This is a genomic window from Neobacillus novalis NBRC 102450 (genome assembly GCF_001591805.1).
Lineage (GTDB): Bacteria > Bacillota > Bacilli > Bacillales > Cytobacillaceae > Neobacillus > Neobacillus novalis.
The window spans coordinates 37,495-52,820 of the sequence record NZ_BCVP01000031.1; the positions used below are offsets into that span (position 1 = coordinate 37,495).

The window sequence follows — 15,326 nt, forward strand, 5'->3', positions numbered from 1 at the left end:
ATGTTATTGCCAAAACGCGTAAAATATCGCCGTCAACACCGTGGTAAAATGCGTGGTAACGCAAAAGGCGGCACTGAAGTAACTTTCGGTGAATACGGTCTTCAAGCTACTGAAGCTTCATGGATCACAAACCGTCAAATTGAAGCTGCCCGTATTGCGATGACACGTTACATGAAACGTGGCGGTAAAGTTTGGATTAAAATTTTCCCTCATAAGCCTTACACTGCAAAGCCATTAGAAGTACGGATGGGTTCTGGTAAAGGGGCACCTGAAGGCTGGGTAGCAGTTGTTAAGCCAGGAAAAATCATGTTCGAAATCGCAGGTGTTTCTGAAGAAATCGCACGCGAAGCACTTCGACTTGCAATGCACAAACTTCCTGTCAAATGTAAGTTTGTAAAACGAGAAGAAATTGGTGGTGAATCAAGTGAAAGCTAATGAACTACGTGACCTTACCACTGCTGAAATTGAACAAAAAGTAAAATCTTTAAAAGAAGAGCTTTTCAACCTTCGCTTTCAATTGGCGACAGGACAACTTGAAAACACAGCTCGCATTCGCGAAGTACGTAAAGCGATTGCCCGTATGAAAACAGTTGTTCGTGAGAGAGAAATTAGCGTTAACAAGTAGAAACAAAGAGAGGAGGTTCACGAAATGAGTGAACGCAACCAACGCAAAGTTTACACAGGGCGCGTTGTTTCTGACAAAATGGATAAAACCGTTACTGTTCTAGTTGAAACACACAAAAAGCATCCGTTATATGGTAAACGCGTTAAGTACTCTAAAAAGTTTAAAGCTCATGATGAGCAAAACGAAGCAAAAATTGGCGATGTAGTACGTATCATGGAAACTCGTCCACTTTCAGCTACGAAACGTTTCCGTTTAGTTGAAATAGTAGAAAAGGCAGTAATTATTTAATTGTTCGGATATTGCAACATTTCCGAAGGGAGGTTACACACATGATTCAACAAGAATCACGTTTAAAAGTTGCTGACAACTCTGGTGCTCGTGAAGTACTTACGATTAAAGTTCTTGGTGGTTCTGGTCGCAAAACCGCTGGTATTGGTGATGTGATCGTTTGTACAGTAAAACAAGCAACACCTGGTGGCGTTGTTAAAAAAGGTGACGTTGTTAAGGCTGTTATTGTTCGTACAAAGAGTGGTGCTCGTCGCCCTGATGGTTCATACATTCGTTTCGATGAAAACGCATGTGTCATTATCAAGGATGATAAGGGCCCACGTGGAACACGTATCTTTGGACCAGTTGCCCGCGAACTTCGCGACAACAACTTTATGAAAATCGTATCTTTAGCTCCAGAAGTATTATAATTTAAATCCAAATTGCCTTTAAGGAGGTGCTTACGGATGCATGTTAAAAAAGGTGATAAGGTCAGAGTGATCTCTGGTAAGGATAAAGGCAAAACAGGTGTAATCCTCGCTGCTTATCCTAAAGAATCCCGCGTTCTTGTCGAAGGTGTAAACATCGTTAAGAAACACTCGAAACCTTCTCAAGTGAATCCACAAGGCGGAATTATCAGCTTTGAGGCTCCAGTCCATGTATCAAATGTTATGCCTATCGATCCTAAATCAGGTAACCCTACTCGTGTAGGTTCCAAAACGGTTGATGGCAAAAAAGTACGCGTAGCAAAATCCGGTGTAGTTTTAGATAAATAGTTAAAATTTAGAAGGGAGGTACAATAAGTGAACCGCCTAAAAGAAAAGTTTGTTAAAGAAATGACACCTGCTCTTATGAGCAAGTTCAATTATAAATCAGTTATGCAAGTTCCAAGACTTAATAAAATCGTTATAAATATGGGCGTTGGTGACGCAGTTGCAAACGCAAAGTCACTTGACAATGCAGTGGAAGAGCTTGCAACCATTACAGGTCAAAAACCTGTCGTAACACGTGCGAAAAAATCAATCGCTGGCTTCCGTCTTCGTGAAGGTATGCCAATCGGTGCAAAAGTTACTCTTCGCGGTGAGCGTATGTACGAATTCTTGGATAAATTAGTTTCAGTATCTTTACCTCGTGTTCGTGACTTCCGTGGTGTTTCTAAAAAAGCATTCGATGGTCGCGGTAACTATACATTAGGTATTAAAGAACAATTAATCTTCCCTGAAATTGATTACGATAAAGTAAGCAAAGTTCGTGGTATGGATATCGTTATCGTAACGACTGCTAACACTGATGAAGAGTCTCGTGAACTTTTAACTCAATTTGGAATGCCATTCCAAAAGTAATCGTAAAATAGGGAGGCGAAAACGTGGCTAAAAAGTCAATGATTGCGAAACAACAGCGCACGCCTAAATTCAAAGTACAAGAGTACACACGCTGCGAACGTTGCGGACGTCCACACTCTGTATACCGTAAATTTAAGCTTTGCCGTATTTGTTTCCGTGAATTAGCATACAAAGGACAAATTCCTGGTGTTAAAAAAGCTAGCTGGTAAAACCCAAGTCTGGGAAGGAGGTAAAAATAATGGTCATGACAGATCCAATTGCTGATATGCTTACTCGCATTCGTAATGCGAACATGGTGCGTCACGAAAAGTTAGAAGTGCCTGCTTCTAATTTGAAAAAAGAAATTGCTGAAATTTTAAAGCGCGAAGGTTTCGTACGTGATGTCGAATTTATCGAAGATAATAAACAAGGTATCATCCGTATCTTCTTAAAGTACGGAGCAAATAACGAACGTGTTATTACTGGTCTTAAGCGCATAAGCAAGCCTGGACTTCGAGTTTACGCAAAATCTACTGAGGTACCACGCGTTTTGAACGGCCTTGGTATCGCATTAGTCTCAACATCAACTGGTGTTATTACTGATAAAGAAGCTCGTGCAAAACAAATCGGCGGAGAAGTATTAGCATACGTTTGGTAAGAGAGTTTCTGAATGAATGGAGGTGCGCATTATGTCTCGCATAGGAAAAAAACCAATTGAAATTCCAGCAGGAGTTACGGTTACTTTAAACAACAATACAGTTACTGTTAAAGGGCCTAAAGGCGAACTTACTCGTTCTTTTAATCCTGACATTGCAATTAACATTGAAGAAAACATTATCACAATCACTCGTCCTTCTGACGTGAAGGAACACCGCGCATTGCACGGAACAACTCGTGCGGTAATCGCGAACATGGTTGAGGGTGTTTCTACTGGATTTACAAGAAACTTAGAGTTAATCGGGGTAGGATACCGTGTGCAAAAGCAAGGGAACAAACTTGTTTTAAACGTTGGTTACTCACACCCAGTTGAATTTGAACCTGAAGCCGGCCTTGAAATTGAAGTACCTTCCAATACGAAAATTTCGATTAAAGGTACGGATAAAGAACGTGTTGGCGAATTAGCTGCCAATATTCGCGGAGTACGTCCTCCAGAGCCGTATAAGGGCAAAGGAATTCGTTACGAAGGTGAATTCGTTCGTCGTAAAGAAGGTAAAACAGGTAAGTAATGCCGCAAAAGGTATATGAAAGGAGTGACGTAAATGATTACGAAGCTTGATAAAAACGCTACTCGCAGAAAAAGACATGCTCGTGTTCGTGCGAAACTTAGCGGTACCTCAGCTCGTCCTCGTCTAAATGTGTTTCGTTCTAACAAACATATTTATGCTCAAGTAATTGACGATATGAGCGGAGTAACTTTAGCTAGTGCTTCTACTTTAGATAAGGAATTTACTCTTGATTCTTCTAATAATGTTGAAGCTGCAAAAGCGGTCGGTGAATTAGTCGCTAAACGTGCGGTAGAAAAAGGTATCTCTTCTGTTGTCTTTGATCGCGGAGGATACTTATACCATGGACGTGTTCAAGTATTAGCAGATGCTGCCCGCGAAAACGGCTTACAATTTTAATAGACAAAGGAGGGACACAAAAAGATGCGTCGTATTGATCCAAACAAACTTGAACTTGAAGAACGCGTAGTTACAGTTAACCGTGTTGCGAAAGTTGTTAAAGGTGGACGTCGTTTCCGCTTCACTGCTCTAGTAGTAGTCGGGGATAAAAACGGTCATGTCGGATTCGGTACTGGTAAAGCACAAGAAGTGCCAGATGCGATTCGCAAAGCCATCGAAGATGCAAAGAAAAACTTAGTCGAAGTGCCAATGGTTGGAACGACTGTTCCTCACCAAGTAATTGGGCGTTTTGGAGCTGGTGAAATTCTTCTAAAGCCTGCTTCTGAAGGTACAGGAGTTATTGCCGGCGGTCCAGTTCGTGCCGTACTTGAGTTAGCAGGGGTAGCAGATATCCTTTCTAAATCATTAGGAACAAACACACCAATCAACATGGTACGTGCTACTGTTGAAGGGTTAAAACAATTAAAACGTGCTGAAGACGTAGCGAAATTACGTGGTAAATCAGTAGAAGAACTGTTAGGATAAGGGGGGAATTCAAATGGCGAAACTTTTAATTACCCTTAACCGCAGCGTAATTGGTCGCCCTGAGGACCAACGTGCAACAGTTACTGCCTTAGGTTTACGTAAATTAAATCAAACAGTTGAGCATCAAGATAACGCTGCGATTCGCGGTATGATCACTAAAGTTGCTCACCTTGTAACAGTAAAAGAACAATAATTGATTGTTTTCTTTCATAAGGAGGTGCCAATATGAAACTTCATGAATTAAAACCTGCTGAAGGTTCCCGTAAAGAACGTAAAAGATTAGGACGCGGTATCGGTTCTGGTCAAGGGAAAACTGCTGGTAAAGGTCATAAGGGACAAAATGCTCGTTCCGGCGGTGGCGTAAGACTTGGTTTCGAAGGTGGTCAAACTCCTTTATTCCGTCGTTTACCAAAACGTGGTTTTACCAACGTCAACCGTAAAGAATTTGCCATTGTCAACCTTGATACTTTAAATCGCTTTGAAGACGGTACAGAAGTTACTCCAGAACTTCTTATCGAAACAGGCGTAGTAAGTAACGAAAAAGCAGGAATTAAGATTCTTGCTAATGGAACGCTAGAGAAAAAGTTGACTGTAAAAGCTCACAAATTTTCCTCTGCTGCTAAGGAAGCAATCGAAGCTGCTGGTGGAACTACTGAGGTGAACTAATGTTCCAGACAATCTCCAATTTTATGCGCGTGGGTGATATAAGAAAAAAGATCATTTTCACCCTTTTAATGTTAGTTGTATTTCGACTTGGTACATTTATACCAGTACCGAATGTTAATGCAGATGTCCTTGCTAATCAAGATAAGCTAAGTGTATTCGGTATTTTAAATACCTTTGGCGGTGGAGCATTAAAGCAATTCTCCATTTTTGCGATGGGTATCATGCCTTATATCACTGCATCGATTATCATTCAGCTTCTGCAAATGGATGTCGTTCCGAAATTCACGGAATGGTCCAAACAAGGTGAATCAGGCCGTCGTAAGATTGCTCAAATCACCCGTTACTTCACAATTATTCTTGGATTTATCCAAGCATTAGGTATGTCCTATGGTTTTAATAATTTGGCCCAAGGACAATTGATTCAAAAACCTGGAATTGGTACGTATCTTTTAATTGCGGTAACTTTAACTGCAGGTACAGCTTTTCTGATGTGGTTAGGTGAGCAAATTACTGAAAAAGGTGTGGGAAATGGTATTTCCATCATCATCTTTGCCGGGATTGTTGCTGGTATGCCTTCCACTATTAATCAGATCTATGTACAGCAATTTGAAAACGCTGGAGATGCCATATTCTTACGTATTGTTACGGTTTTATTAATCGTCCTTGCGGTTATCGCAATCGTTGTTGGTGTTATTTTCATCCAACAAGCCAATCGTAAAATACCAATCCAATATGCAAAACGTGTGGTAGCAGGTCGTAATCCAGTAGGTGGGCAATCCACTCATATGCCGTTAAAAGTTAACGCAGCTGGTGTAATTCCTGTCATCTTTGCGGTGTCATTTATTGTAACACCAAGAACGGTAGCATCTTTTTTTGGAACAAATGATGTAACGAACTGGATAAACAATAATCTCGACTATTCTCGTCCTATTGGGATGACTTTATATGCAGTATTAATTATCGCGTTCACTTATTTCTATGCTTTTATCCAAGTTAACCCCGAACAAGCGGCGGAAAACTTACAGAAGCAAAGCGGCTATATTCCTGGTATTCGTCCAGGAAAGAGTACACAGGAATACTTAACGCGCGTTTTATACCGTTTAACGTTTGTTGGCGCAATCTTCCTAACTGTGATTGCTGTACTTCCTACTATTTTTATACAAATAGCCAATTTACCGCAATCGGCGCAAATTGGAGGAACAAGCTTGCTAATCGTTGTTGGTGTTGCACTTGATACGTACAAGCAGCTTGAAGCACAATTAGTTAAACGTCATTATAAAGGTTTTATAAAGTAAAGGTTTTGGGGGCCGCTGGTTCCCTGAACCCTATCTATAGCACGAGGGGGAACACGTGTGAATTTAGTATTAATGGGCCTTCCAGGTGCCGGTAAAGGTACTCAGGCTGAAAAAATCGTGGATCAATACGGCATCCCTCATATCTCTACAGGAGATATGTTCCGTGCAGCGATGAAAGAAGGAACCGATTTAGGAATAAAAGCAAAATCCTTTATGGACAAAGGCGAACTTGTTCCTGATGAAGTAACGATTGGCATTGTACGGGAACGATTAAGTAAAGAAGACTGTCAAAAGGGCTTCCTACTAGATGGTTTTCCTAGAACAGTACCTCAAGCAGAGGCATTGGAAAATCTATTAGTTGATTTAAATAAAAAAATCAATTATGTGATAAATATAAATGTTGACAAGAGTATTCTAATGGATCGTTTGACAGGACGTCGAATTTGTAAAGAATGTGGATCGACTTATCATTTAGTATTTAATCCTCCTGCAAAAGAGGGTGTGTGCGACCGCTGCGGCGGCGAACTCTACCAAAGAGCAGATGATAATGCTGATACCGTTCAAAATCGCTTAGACGTCAATATCAAACAGCAAGAGCCATTACTTACTTTTTACGAAACAAAAGGCTACCTTCAAACAATTGATGGTCAGCAGGATATTCAGAAAGTATTCTCTGATATCGAACAATTGCTTGAGGACTTGCATTAATGGTCGTTGGTGAAACAATAAGAGCGACTCTCGAACATCTCTTCAAAAGAAATCATAGGTATGTGGAAGCAAAAGCTTTTCTATTGTACTGAGTATGTAGGACCGAGAGTTGGGCAAGACTTACATGAGGAATTGCATATTCCTGATAATGTAGAAATTACTTGCGGACAGAAGACGAACAATATGTTAGTATTATAAGGTTGCTATTGTAGTACAACTGAGAAGAATTGCTTTATATACAATGATCAGAAGGGAGACGAGATGATGGCCAAAGATGATGTTATTGAAATTGAAGGTAAAGTTATTGAAACTTTGCCAAATGCAATGTTTAAGGTAGAATTAGAAAATGGTCATACCGTGCTAGCTCATGTTTCTGGTAAAATTCGAATGCACTTCATTCGAATCCTTCCGGGTGACAAGGTGACTGTTGAGCTTTCTCCATATGACTTAACACGCGGAAGAATTACTTACCGCTTCAAATAATCAGCTTGCACTCCGTACCATTAAGGAGGTTAGGATAATGAAAGTAAGACCATCTGTTAAACCGATCTGCGAAAAGTGCAAAGTTATCCGTAGACGCGGAAAAGTTATGGTTATCTGTGAAAACCCTAAACATAAACAAAAACAAGGTTAATCTTGAAGGAGGTGCGCTTCAATATGGCACGTATTGCTGGTGTAGATGTTCCACGTGAAAAACGTGTAGTAATCTCATTAACTTACATTTATGGTATTGGTAAAAATACCGCACAAAAAGTTTTAGCAGAAGCCGGTGTTTCTGCAGATACTCGTGTGCGTGATTTAACTGAAGAAGAATTAAACAAAATCCGTGACATCATCGACAAATTAAAAGTTGAAGGTGATCTTCGCCGTGAAATTTCTCTTAACATTAAGCGTTTAATGGAAATCGGCTGCTACCGCGGATTACGTCATCGTCGTGGTTTACCGGTTCGTGGACAAAATACGAAAAACAACGCTCGTACACGCAAAGGTCCTCGTAAGACTGTTGCGAACAAGAAGAAGTAATCGGCAAAGGAGGTTATTTAAATGGCACGTAAAACGAATACACGTAAACGTCGTGTTAAAAAGAATATTGAACAAGGTATTGCGCATATCCGTTCAACTTTTAACAATACGATCGTAACTATCACTGATGTTCATGGTAATGCAATTTCATGGTCAAGTGCGGGTGCGCTTGGATTTAGAGGTTCTCGTAAATCTACTCCGTTCGCAGCACAAATGGCAGCTGAAACTGCAGCTAAGACTTCCATTGAACACGGTATGAAGACTTTAGAAGTTACTGTAAAAGGACCTGGCGCAGGACGTGAAGCTGCAATCCGTGCTCTTCAAGCTGCTGGTCTTGAAGTAACAGCAATCAAAGACGTTACACCTGTTCCTCATAATGGATGCCGTCCACCAAAACGCCGTCGTGTTTAATTTTTCTGTATAGAACTCGTATCATGCGTCTATAATGGATATGATACTTATTTTTTCCAGAAAATTTATTCCAGTTGTTGTGCACAAAACGGGAACGTATACATGGGGGAATTTCAATTATCATTTATGACTAATTGAGGTTTCGACGTTTTGAAGGAGGGTTATTTGATGATTGAAATAGAAAAACCAAAAATCGAAACGATTGAGATCAACGATGATGCCAAGTACGGTAAGTTCGTCGTAGAGCCACTTGAGCGTGGATATGGTACCACTTTGGGTAACTCCTTACGTCGTATCCTATTATCTTCACTCCCAGGTGCCGCTGTTACATCGATTCAGGTCGATGGGGTACTTCATGAGTTCTCAACAATTGAAGGCGTCGTAGAGGATGTAACATCCATCATTTTAAACATTAAGAAAATCGCTTTAAAAGTCTATTCTGACGAAGAAAAAACACTTGAAATTGATGTGCAAGGCGAAGGACCTGTCAAGGCAGGCAATATTACCCATGACAGTGATGTTGAGATTTTAAATCCCAACCTTCATATTGCGACATTAGCGACAAATGGACATCTTCGCATGCGTTTAACGGCAAGACGTGGACGTGGTTATACACCAGCTGAACAGAACAAAAGAGAAGATCAGCCAATTGGTGTGATTCCGATTGACTCCATTTTTACGCCAGTATCACGTGTGTCATTTCAGGTAGAAAATACCCGTGTGGGACAAATGTCTAATTTTGATAAGCTAACGCTTGATGTTTGGACAGATGGAAGCACTGGGCCTAAAGAAGCGATTGCACTTGGTTCGAAAATTTTAACTGAGCATTTGAATATTTTCGTCGGGTTAACTGATGAAGCGCAAAATGCTGAAATTATGATAGAAAAAGAAGAAGATCAAAAGGAAAAAGTTCTGGAAATGACAATTGAGGAACTAGATCTTTCTGTTCGTTCTTACAACTGCTTAAAGCGTGCTGGTATCAACACTGTTCAGGAATTAGCAAATAAGACTGAAGAAGATATGATGAAGGTACGTAATTTAGGCCGCAAATCACTCGAAGAAGTGAAGGCGAAACTAGAAGAGCTTGGATTGGGCCTGCGTAAAGACGACTGATTTTGTGCTCGTTTGTAACGCTGCTTAAATTCCGCTTTATGACTTCAACAAAGGAGGGAACCCTTCATGGCATACAGAAAGTTAGGACGCACAAGTGCACAGCGTAAAGCTATGCTGCGTGATTTAACAACCGATTTAATTATCAACGAGCGCATTGAAACAACAGAAACTCGTGCGAAAGAAATTCGTGTGACTGTTGAAAAAATGATCACTCTAGGCAAACGCGGTGATTTACATGCTCGCCGTCAAGCTGCATCATATGTTCGTAATGAAGTAGCTGATGCTGAAAATAATACAAGTGCATTACAAAAACTTTTCGCTGATATCGCACCACGTTATCAAGAGCGTCAAGGTGGATACACTCGAATTATGAAACTTGGACCACGCCGCGGTGACGGTGCACCAATGGTTATTATCGAGTTAGTTTAATAAAAGCTTTTACAGACAACAAGGGCGCTGGACAGTTTACAACAAACTTGTTCTTTGCCCTTTTTCTGTAAAGGAAATTTTATATCATGTTAGACCCAAGCCAAAACGAGTGTTATGATGAGCGTGACTCCAATTGATTGGAGAAATTTTAAAAGATTGACTTGATATCATTTAGACATTTTTTCGTTTTACTCGATATTAGGGATCTTTTATTATTGTCGCATCCCGTGTGGATGTGTGGATTGAAATACGCCCCGTCTAGCTCATGCACCTCCTCCCATTTCTTTTATAGAAATCCCTTTTATGCAGTTGTTCACGTTGCTGCCGGGGACGAGGTGCAGGCTTTTTTTGTTATAGGAGAAGGGTAGCTGAGATGAGCTGAGAGGAGGAATATCAATGAATGAATCAATTGTATCGCTTAAAGAAGTATCCTTCCAATACGATGAACAGGAACGTTATGCGTTAAACCATGTCAGCTTGGACATCTATGAAGGGGAATGGCTGGCAATCGTTGGTCATAACGGCTCCGGTAAGTCAACGATGGCAAAGCTCCTAAATGGCTTGCAGTTTCCGCAGCAAGGTGAAATTACCGTTTGCGGTATGCAGCTTAACGAAGAGTCAATATGGGATATCCGTAAACAGATTGGAATGGTTTTTCAAAATCCTGATAACCAATTTGTTGGAACAACGGTGCAGGATGATGTGGCTTTTGGTCTAGAAAACAATGGAATACCTAGGGATGAAATGGTCCGAAGAGTCGAGGATTCATTAAGAAAAGTGAAAATGGATCAATTTCTGTATCAAGAGCCCCACCATCTATCAGGTGGACAAAAGCAGCGGGTAGCTATTGCCGGTGTTCTTGCCTTAAGACCTTCGATTATTATTCTCGATGAAGCGACGTCAATGCTTGACCCAAGAGGACGTGGGGAGGTATTAGAAACGGTCAGACTATTAAAAGCTGAGAAAGCTTTAACTGTTATCTCGATTACCCACGACTTGGAGGAAGCTGCAAAAGCGGATCGCATTATTGTCATGAATAAAGGAGAAGTTTTTCGCGAAGGGACACCGGAAGAGATTTTCTCGATGGATGAGCAATTGATTCAATTAGGATTGGATATTCCCTTCTCAGTAAAAATGAGCAAAGCTTTTCGGCAAAAAGGAATTGACTTATCTAAGCATTATTTATCGGAAGAAGAGTTGGTGACAGAGCTATGGACATCTCGCTTCAGCATATAGATTATCGGTATCAGGCAAACACTCCTTTTGAACGGCTGGCGATAGAGGATGTTTCCATTGATATTCCATCAGGAACCTACATGGCAATCATCGGCCACACCGGCTCAGGCAAATCGACCGTCTTGCAGCATTTAAATGCCCTCCTGCAGCCGTCAAAAGGAATTGTTAAAATTGGTGACCGCGAAATTAAAGCGCAGCAGAAAAACAAGAACTTGAAGCATGTGCGACAAAAGGTAGGGATTGTTTTTCAATTCCCTGAGCATCAATTATTTGAAGAAACAGTAGAAAGGGATATCATCTTTGGACCGCTAAATTTCGGTGTATCTGAGCCCGTGGCAAAGCAACGGGCAAGGCAGGCATTGAAACAAGTCGGGCTAGCGGAAGAAATTTTAGAAAAGTCACCGTTCGATCTCTCAGGAGGACAAATGCGGCGTGTCGCGATTGCTGGAGTATTAGCGATGGAGCCTGATGTGATTGTCTTGGACGAGCCTACTGCGGGTTTAGACCCGCGCGGCCGCAAAGAGATTATGGATATGTTTTATACGCTCCACAAGGAACGAAACCTTTCGACAATATTAGTCACTCATAGTATGGAGGATGCGGCCAGATACGCAGACCAAATTGTCATCATGCAGCAAGGGAAGGTAGTCAACCAGGGGACACCAGAAGAGATTTTCTCTTCCCCAGTTGAATTAGTTAAAATGGGGCTCGATGTCCCGGAAGTGGTACGCTTTCAGCTTAAGCTGGAGGAGAAAACAGGCATGAAGTTAGGAAAAATTCATCTGTCTATCGAAGAGCTGTCTGCTGCGGTAACAGAGGCTTTAAGCAGAGGTGTGCGCTCATGATGGAAAAAATGATTTTCGGCCGTTATGTACCGGCAGATTCCGTTATTCATAAGATGGACTCCCGTTCAAAGTTAATTATTATCTTTCTATTTGTTTGTATTATTTTTCTAGCTAACAATGCAGTAACGTATGCACTAATTGGTATTTATACTTTTTTCATGCTGGGAATGTCACGGATTCCAGTTCGCTTTTTATATGGAGGACTTAAGCCCGTGCTCTGGCTTGTTCTGTTTACCTTAGTCCTTCAGCTGTTTTTTACTAAGGAAGGTGCGCTTTTGGTTTCATGGGGTCCAATAAAAATTTATGAAGAAGGCTTACGAATGGGCATTTTTATTTCGTTACGATTCTTCTTCTTAATTCTAATGACCTCATTGCTGACTTTAACGACTACTCCTATCGAGATTACCGATGGTCTTGAAACCTTATTGAATCCTTTAAAAAAGGTGAAGTTTCCAGTACATGAAATGGCGTTGATGATGTCGATCTCTTTGCGCTTTATTCCGACATTAATGCAGGAAACCGACAAAATCATGAAAGCGCAAATTGCCCGCGGCGTCGAGTTTGCGAGCGGCCCTTTCAAGGAACGCATCAAAGCAGTGATTCCGCTGCTCATCCCCTTGTTTGTCAGTTCCTTTAAACGGGCGGAAGAACTGGCTATTGCGATGGAGGCTAGAGGCTACCGTGGCGGGGAAGGCAGGACAAAATACCGGCAATTAAGCTGGCATTTAGCTGATTCCCTGCAACTAGTACTATTAGCTATGTTAACCATTCTTTTATTCTTATTACGTTCATAATGGGGAGAAACGATGCAAAGGTATAAATGTGTTATTTCCTATGATGGCTCGGGGTTTTCCGGTTATCAGGTCCAGCCCAATAAACGGACGGTCCAATCAGAATTAGAAGCGATGTTAGCAAAAATGCATAAAGGGGCCAGCATAAAGGTCGTTGGTTCAGGCCGTACTGATGCGGGCGTCCATGCCAAGGGGCAGGTCATCCACTTTGATTCCCCACTTGCTATTTCAGAGCAAAAGTGGGAAATCGCTTTGAACTCAATGCTGCCAGAAGATATTTCGGTTTTATCGGTTCTGAAGGTAGACGCATCCTTTCATGCACGATTTGCTGCTGTTAGGAAAGAATATCGCTATATTCTGCATTTATCTCCAAAAAGGGATCCATTCCAGCGGAAATTTGCTTATCAGTACCCTTACGGATTAAATGTTGATTCAATGCGGGAGGCAAGTAAATTTTTCCTCGGAACCCACGACTTTACTAGTTTTTGCTCAGCAAAGACAGAAGTGGAGGATAAAATACGGATAATTGAGGCGATTGATTTTATTAACGGTGGTGACTTACTGACCCTTCGTTTTGTCGGTAATGGCTTTTTATATAATATGGTTCGGATACTGGTGGGAACATTACTAGCCGTTGGCTCAGGAGATCTTTTGCCTGAGGATATACCGGTTATTTTAGAAAAAAAAGATCGACGCTTTGCCGGAAAAACAGCACCGGCTCAAGGTTTATATCTTTGGGAAGTTTTTTACTAACACAACCCCACCTGGTGTAACATTTTCTTGACAATTGGACTGTGAGTATTTATTATATTATATGTGTGTGTTTTTAATCCCACGATAAAGCCCCGGAAAGTCTTGATCGTGATTGAAAATATATGAATCGAAAACTTAAGCGCACAAGGGTGTTTAACGTTCATTCCCGGAACAGAATCGAATCGTTGATTGCTTTAAAAGTGCGAAAAATAATCTTTTAACGGATTTAATTAGGAGGGAAACTCATGCGTACAACGTTTATGGCAAATGCCAATAATATCGAGCGTAAATGGTACGTGATTGATGCTGAGGGCAAAACTCTTGGACGTCTTGCTTCTGAAGTAGCATCAATCTTACGTGGTAAAAACAAACCTACTTTTACACCACATGTTGACACTGGTGATAATGTAATCATTCTTAACGCATCAAAGATTGAATTAACTGGTAATAAATTAAATGATAAAATTTACTACCGTCACACTATGCATCCAGGTGGTTTAAAGCAAAGAACTGCTTTGGAAATGCGTACGAATTATGCTGAGAAAATGATCGAACTTGCTGTTAAAGGCATGCTTCCAAAGAATTCTCTTGGTCGTCAAATCTTTAAAAAATTACACGTCTACGCTGGCGCAGAACATCCGCACCAAGCACAAAAACCTGAAGTTTACGAACTTCGCGGTTAATTAAGAGGGAGGGACAAAACCTATGGCACAAGTTCAATATATTGGTACTGGCCGTCGTAAGAGCTCTGTCGCACGTGTGCGCTTAGTTCCAGGCACAGGTAAAATTGTAATTAATGGTCGTGAAATCGAAGATTATATCCCATTTGAAGCATTACGTGTTGTTGTAAGACAACCATTAGTAGCTACTGAAACAGTTGGCAGCTATGATGTTCTTGTAAACGTAAGCGGTGGTGGATACACTGGTCAAGCTGGCGCAATCCGTCATGGTGTTGCTCGTGCATTATTGCAAGCTGATCCAGAATACCGTCCAACATTAAAACGCGCTGGATTATTAACTCGTGATCCACGTATGAAAGAACGTAAAAAATACGGACTTAAAGGTGCTCGTCGTGCGCCTCAGTTCTCAAAACGTTAATCTTTGGCGTTTCAAAGGCTCTCAACCAATTTGGTTGGGGGTCTTTTTTTTCTTAAAATTGCTTTTGACCCCGAAATGCTTCGTAAAGTGAATGACATTCTATTTATAACCTTCAACGTAAAATAGGCTATTAAATCAGTGACAACAACCTAAAAAATTCATATTTTGTTGGAGAGGGTACTCGTGGTACTTTAAAGTTTGATTTACACAAAACTGACAAATTACCTTCGTTTCCACTCTCTTTTCAGGTGCAACCTGTTAAATAAATACAAAGGGGAGGAAAAAATGCATAATTTTCAGTCTGGTTTACAGTCATTAGGAATGGATCATTACCAAGTGGGTGAATTAATTCCTTTAAATCCTCAGAGCCAAGATATGCGAGTGTTTGGTCGTTGCGGGGGCTGCGGTCGTTGCGGAGGATTTGGTCGTTGCGGAGGCTTCGGTCGTTGCGGAGGTTTCGGTCGTTGTGGCGGTTTTGGTTGTGGCGGTTGTGGCGGCTGTGGCGGCTGCTTCGGTTTTAGCTGTGTCGGTATCGGTTTTGGTTGTTTTGGCTTCGGTCTCGGTTTTATTTAGTTGTTTTGGAGTCTCAGAAAAAAA

The 15,326-nt window shown here is 41.1% G+C and carries 28 protein-coding genes; all 28 read left to right on the plus strand.

Going from position 1 to position 15,326, the window contains the following annotated elements; all coding sequences use genetic code 11:
• The 28 genes from rplP to BANVL01_RS20645 all read left to right on the plus strand — a co-directional run bounded on the left by rplP (position 1) and on the right by BANVL01_RS20645 (position 15,302).
• Entirely contained in the window at positions 1-435 is a 435-nt protein-coding gene (gene rplP / locus BANVL01_RS20510) for a 50S ribosomal protein L16 (protein ID WP_007085283.1), read from the plus strand.
• Positions 425-625, plus strand: a complete 201-nt coding sequence (gene rpmC, locus BANVL01_RS20515) for a 50S ribosomal protein L29 (protein WP_007085282.1) — start codon at positions 425-427, stop codon at positions 623-625. Before rplP ends, rpmC begins: the two co-directional genes overlap by 11 nt.
• 24 nt (positions 626-649) lie before the next feature.
• Positions 650-913, plus strand: a complete 264-nt coding sequence (rpsQ, locus tag BANVL01_RS20520) for a 30S ribosomal protein S17 (protein WP_066094707.1) — start codon at positions 650-652, stop codon at positions 911-913.
• A 41-nt stretch (positions 914-954) separates the two neighbouring features.
• Positions 955-1,323 (plus strand): 50S ribosomal protein L14, encoded by a 369-nt coding sequence (gene rplN, locus BANVL01_RS20525; protein WP_066094710.1) that lies wholly within the window; start codon positions 955-957, stop codon positions 1,321-1,323.
• 36 nt (positions 1,324-1,359) lie between these two features.
• Positions 1,360-1,668, plus strand: coding sequence for a 50S ribosomal protein L24 (rplX, locus tag BANVL01_RS20530; protein ID WP_066094713.1), 309 nt, complete (start codon positions 1,360-1,362; stop codon positions 1,666-1,668).
• Between the two features lie 27 nt (positions 1,669-1,695).
• The gene (gene rplE / locus BANVL01_RS20535) at positions 1,696-2,235 is read left to right on the plus strand and encodes a 50S ribosomal protein L5 (RefSeq protein ID WP_066094716.1); all 540 of its coding nucleotides are present in this window, start codon (positions 1,696-1,698) and stop codon (positions 2,233-2,235) included.
• Between the two features lie 23 nt (positions 2,236-2,258).
• Complete coding sequence (gene rpsN / locus BANVL01_RS20540; protein ID WP_007085277.1) at positions 2,259-2,444, plus strand: 30S ribosomal protein S14; 186 nt, start codon at positions 2,259-2,261, stop codon at positions 2,442-2,444.
• 29 nt (positions 2,445-2,473) lie between these two features.
• Positions 2,474-2,872, plus strand: a complete 399-nt coding sequence (gene rpsH, locus BANVL01_RS20545; protein ID WP_066094719.1) for a 30S ribosomal protein S8 — start codon at positions 2,474-2,476, stop codon at positions 2,870-2,872.
• Between the two features lie 31 nt (positions 2,873-2,903).
• The gene (gene rplF / locus BANVL01_RS20550; RefSeq protein WP_066094722.1) at positions 2,904-3,440 is read left to right on the plus strand and encodes a 50S ribosomal protein L6; all 537 of its coding nucleotides are present in this window, start codon (positions 2,904-2,906) and stop codon (positions 3,438-3,440) included.
• 33 nt (positions 3,441-3,473) lie between these two features.
• Positions 3,474-3,836: a 50S ribosomal protein L18 gene (gene rplR, locus BANVL01_RS20555; RefSeq protein ID WP_066094725.1), complete on the plus strand. Its 363-nt coding sequence runs from the start codon at positions 3,474-3,476 to the stop codon at positions 3,834-3,836.
• A 24-nt stretch (positions 3,837-3,860) separates the two neighbouring features.
• Entirely contained in the window at positions 3,861-4,361 is a 501-nt protein-coding gene (gene rpsE / locus BANVL01_RS20560; RefSeq protein ID WP_066094729.1) for a 30S ribosomal protein S5, read from the plus strand.
• 13 nt (positions 4,362-4,374) lie between these two features.
• Positions 4,375-4,554 carry a 50S ribosomal protein L30 gene (gene rpmD / locus BANVL01_RS20565; protein ID WP_007085272.1) on the plus strand — a complete coding sequence of 60 codons (180 nt, stop codon included), beginning with the start codon at positions 4,375-4,377 and terminating at the stop codon, positions 4,552-4,554.
• A gap of 32 nt (positions 4,555-4,586) precedes the next feature.
• The gene (gene rplO, locus BANVL01_RS20570) at positions 4,587-5,027 is read left to right on the plus strand and encodes a 50S ribosomal protein L15 (RefSeq protein ID WP_066094732.1); all 441 of its coding nucleotides are present in this window, start codon (positions 4,587-4,589) and stop codon (positions 5,025-5,027) included.
• Positions 5,027-6,322, plus strand: a complete 1,296-nt coding sequence (gene secY, locus BANVL01_RS20575) for a preprotein translocase subunit SecY (RefSeq protein ID WP_066094735.1) — start codon at positions 5,027-5,029, stop codon at positions 6,320-6,322. Before rplO ends, secY begins: the two co-directional genes overlap by 1 nt.
• A gap of 57 nt (positions 6,323-6,379) precedes the next feature.
• Entirely contained in the window at positions 6,380-7,030 is a 651-nt protein-coding gene (locus tag BANVL01_RS20580; protein ID WP_066094738.1) for an adenylate kinase, read from the plus strand.
• Between the two features lie 264 nt (positions 7,031-7,294).
• Positions 7,295-7,513, plus strand: coding sequence for a translation initiation factor IF-1 (infA, locus tag BANVL01_RS20585; protein ID WP_007085268.1), 219 nt, complete (start codon positions 7,295-7,297; stop codon positions 7,511-7,513).
• A 37-nt stretch (positions 7,514-7,550) separates the two neighbouring features.
• Entirely contained in the window at positions 7,551-7,664 is a 114-nt protein-coding gene (gene rpmJ, locus BANVL01_RS20590; protein ID WP_000868344.1) for a 50S ribosomal protein L36, read from the plus strand.
• A 23-nt stretch (positions 7,665-7,687) separates the two neighbouring features.
• Positions 7,688-8,053, plus strand: coding sequence for a 30S ribosomal protein S13 (rpsM, locus tag BANVL01_RS20595; RefSeq protein WP_066094741.1), 366 nt, complete (start codon positions 7,688-7,690; stop codon positions 8,051-8,053).
• Between the two features lie 21 nt (positions 8,054-8,074).
• The gene (rpsK, locus tag BANVL01_RS20600) at positions 8,075-8,464 is read left to right on the plus strand and encodes a 30S ribosomal protein S11 (protein WP_066072366.1); all 390 of its coding nucleotides are present in this window, start codon (positions 8,075-8,077) and stop codon (positions 8,462-8,464) included.
• 168 nt (positions 8,465-8,632) lie between these two features.
• Positions 8,633-9,577, plus strand: coding sequence for a DNA-directed RNA polymerase subunit alpha (locus tag BANVL01_RS20605; protein ID WP_066094744.1), 945 nt, complete (start codon positions 8,633-8,635; stop codon positions 9,575-9,577).
• A 66-nt stretch (positions 9,578-9,643) separates the two neighbouring features.
• Positions 9,644-10,006 (plus strand): 50S ribosomal protein L17, encoded by a 363-nt coding sequence (rplQ, locus tag BANVL01_RS20610; RefSeq protein WP_024027884.1) that lies wholly within the window; start codon positions 9,644-9,646, stop codon positions 10,004-10,006.
• 396 nt (positions 10,007-10,402) lie between these two features.
• On the plus strand, positions 10,403-11,242 hold the full coding sequence (locus tag BANVL01_RS20615; RefSeq protein WP_066094747.1) for an energy-coupling factor ABC transporter ATP-binding protein: 840 nt from the start codon (positions 10,403-10,405) through the stop codon (positions 11,240-11,242).
• Entirely contained in the window at positions 11,218-12,087 is an 870-nt protein-coding gene (locus BANVL01_RS20620) for an energy-coupling factor ABC transporter ATP-binding protein (protein WP_066094750.1), read from the plus strand. The genes BANVL01_RS20615 and BANVL01_RS20620 overlap by 25 nt, the downstream gene beginning before the upstream one ends.
• On the plus strand, positions 12,084-12,881 hold the full coding sequence (locus BANVL01_RS20625) for an energy-coupling factor transporter transmembrane component T family protein (protein ID WP_066094753.1): 798 nt from the start codon (positions 12,084-12,086) through the stop codon (positions 12,879-12,881). Before BANVL01_RS20620 ends, BANVL01_RS20625 begins: the two co-directional genes overlap by 4 nt.
• A gap of 12 nt (positions 12,882-12,893) precedes the next feature.
• Entirely contained in the window at positions 12,894-13,631 is a 738-nt protein-coding gene (truA, locus tag BANVL01_RS20630) for a tRNA pseudouridine(38-40) synthase TruA (RefSeq protein WP_066094756.1), read from the plus strand.
• Between the two features lie 245 nt (positions 13,632-13,876).
• Positions 13,877-14,314 (plus strand): 50S ribosomal protein L13, encoded by a 438-nt coding sequence (rplM, locus tag BANVL01_RS20635; RefSeq protein ID WP_066094760.1) that lies wholly within the window; start codon positions 13,877-13,879, stop codon positions 14,312-14,314.
• 22 nt (positions 14,315-14,336) lie between these two features.
• Positions 14,337-14,729 (plus strand): 30S ribosomal protein S9, encoded by a 393-nt coding sequence (rpsI, locus tag BANVL01_RS20640; protein WP_066094763.1) that lies wholly within the window; start codon positions 14,337-14,339, stop codon positions 14,727-14,729.
• 198 nt (positions 14,730-14,927) lie between these two features.
• On the plus strand, positions 14,928-15,302 hold the full coding sequence (locus tag BANVL01_RS20645; protein WP_176573610.1) for a heterocycloanthracin/sonorensin family bacteriocin: 375 nt from the start codon (positions 14,928-14,930) through the stop codon (positions 15,300-15,302).
• Positions 15,303-15,326: the final 24 nt, after the last annotated feature.

Coding starts and splice junctions, on each gene's coding strand:
- truA (WP_066094756.1), top strand. CDS start 12,894: ATGCAAAGGTATAAATGTGTTATTTCCTATGATGGCTCGGGGTTTTCC.
- rplO (WP_066094732.1), top strand. CDS start 4,587: ATGAAACTTCATGAATTAAAACCTGCTGAAGGTTCCCGTAAAGAACGT.
- rpsM (WP_066094741.1), top strand. CDS start 7,688: ATGGCACGTATTGCTGGTGTAGATGTTCCACGTGAAAAACGTGTAGTA.
- rplM (WP_066094760.1), top strand. CDS start 13,877: ATGCGTACAACGTTTATGGCAAATGCCAATAATATCGAGCGTAAATGG.
- rpsI (WP_066094763.1), top strand. CDS start 14,337: ATGGCACAAGTTCAATATATTGGTACTGGCCGTCGTAAGAGCTCTGTC.
- rpsK (WP_066072366.1), top strand. CDS start 8,075: ATGGCACGTAAAACGAATACACGTAAACGTCGTGTTAAAAAGAATATT.
- rplR (WP_066094725.1), top strand. CDS start 3,474: ATGATTACGAAGCTTGATAAAAACGCTACTCGCAGAAAAAGACATGCT.
- rpmJ (WP_000868344.1), top strand. CDS start 7,551: ATGAAAGTAAGACCATCTGTTAAACCGATCTGCGAAAAGTGCAAAGTT.
- rplN (WP_066094710.1), top strand. CDS start 955: ATGATTCAACAAGAATCACGTTTAAAAGTTGCTGACAACTCTGGTGCT.
- rpsQ (WP_066094707.1), top strand. CDS start 650: ATGAGTGAACGCAACCAACGCAAAGTTTACACAGGGCGCGTTGTTTCT.
- rpsE (WP_066094729.1), top strand. CDS start 3,861: ATGCGTCGTATTGATCCAAACAAACTTGAACTTGAAGAACGCGTAGTT.
- rplX (WP_066094713.1), top strand. CDS start 1,360: ATGCATGTTAAAAAAGGTGATAAGGTCAGAGTGATCTCTGGTAAGGAT.
- infA (WP_007085268.1), top strand. CDS start 7,295: ATGGCCAAAGATGATGTTATTGAAATTGAAGGTAAAGTTATTGAAACT.
- rpsH (WP_066094719.1), top strand. CDS start 2,474: ATGGTCATGACAGATCCAATTGCTGATATGCTTACTCGCATTCGTAAT.
- secY (WP_066094735.1), top strand. CDS start 5,027: ATGTTCCAGACAATCTCCAATTTTATGCGCGTGGGTGATATAAGAAAA.
- BANVL01_RS20620 (WP_066094750.1), top strand. CDS start 11,218: ATGGACATCTCGCTTCAGCATATAGATTATCGGTATCAGGCAAACACT.
- BANVL01_RS20605 (WP_066094744.1), top strand. CDS start 8,633: ATGATTGAAATAGAAAAACCAAAAATCGAAACGATTGAGATCAACGAT.
- BANVL01_RS20615 (WP_066094747.1), top strand. CDS start 10,403: ATGAATGAATCAATTGTATCGCTTAAAGAAGTATCCTTCCAATACGAT.
- rplQ (WP_024027884.1), top strand. CDS start 9,644: ATGGCATACAGAAAGTTAGGACGCACAAGTGCACAGCGTAAAGCTATG.
- rplP (WP_007085283.1), top strand. CDS start 1: ATGTTATTGCCAAAACGCGTAAAATATCGCCGTCAACACCGTGGTAAA.
- BANVL01_RS20625 (WP_066094753.1), top strand. CDS start 12,084: ATGATGGAAAAAATGATTTTCGGCCGTTATGTACCGGCAGATTCCGTT.
- rplF (WP_066094722.1), top strand. CDS start 2,904: ATGTCTCGCATAGGAAAAAAACCAATTGAAATTCCAGCAGGAGTTACG.
- rpmD (WP_007085272.1), top strand. CDS start 4,375: ATGGCGAAACTTTTAATTACCCTTAACCGCAGCGTAATTGGTCGCCCT.